Source organism: Luteimonas sp. A537 (genome assembly GCF_054052065.1).
Genome location: NZ_JBSVRH010000024.1, coordinates 1 through 937, shown reverse-complemented (window position 1 = coordinate 937; position 937 = coordinate 1). Strand labels below are relative to the sequence as shown.

Annotated in this window: 1 protein-coding gene; it reads left to right on the top strand. The window is 67.1% G+C overall.

The window, feature by feature from the left end; all coding sequences use genetic code 11:
- Nucleotides 1-136: 136 nt before the first annotated feature.
- The coding region (locus tag ACW7GZ_RS14895) for an IS110 family transposase (protein WP_457010057.1) at nucleotides 137-937 on the top strand (801 nt) is incomplete at its 3' end.

Genomic DNA, 937 nt, shown 5'->3' with positions numbered 1-937 from the left:
CACCGTAATTCAGCAGGGGCCGCACGCCGGATCTCGCGCCCTGCGCCCGAACAGTTGATCGAGGTTTCCCTCGAACTGATAAGCGTGGGCCTCAGGCGCGATGCTCTCGGCCAACCAACTGTAGCGGAGAACCGAGATGACGGCAGCGGGGATCGATGTATGCAAGGCCAGTCTGGATCTGGCCGTGGACGGGAAGCCAAGCGTGGTTGGATTCACCAACAACCGTGCCGGCATTGCCAAGCTGGTCAAGCGCCTGCGGGCACTCGGGGCCACGCGGATCGTGGTCGAAGCCACCGGCGGCTACGAAGAGCCACTGCTCGAGGCATGCTGCGATGCCGGCCTGTGGATCGCCCGGGTCAACCCGCGGCAGGCTCGCGCCTTTGCCAATGCCGCCGGCGTGCTGGCCAAGACCGACGACATCGACGCCCGTATCCTGGCGCTCATGGCCCGACTGTTCGCCGACCGCCTCCGGCCCTACGTCGCACCGCCGCCCTGGCAGCGCGAGCTGCGCGATTGGCTGCGCCGCCGCGGCCAGGTGGTGGTCCTGCTCCAAGCCCAGAAGCAGCAGGCGGCGATGGCGCCTGCTTCCGTCCGCAAGCTTGCAGCCCGCACCATTGCCGCCCTGGTCCGGGAGCTTGCCGCGGTCGAGAAGACGATGAAGGCCCTGATCAACGAACACTCCACCCCGGCGTTGCGATCAAGCAAGGGTCTGGGGCCCGTGTTCCAGGCCACCGTCCTCGCGCTGCTGCCCGAGCTTGGACACCTCGACCGCAGACAGATCGCCAAGCTCACCGGAGTTGCCCCGATGAACCGCGACAGCGGACAAGGCCAAGGCAAACGACGGATCCGTGGCGGTCGTGCCCCCGTTCGTGTTGCGCTCTACATGGCCACGCTCTCGGCCGTGCGTTGGGATCCCACGATGAAGGCGCACTACCAG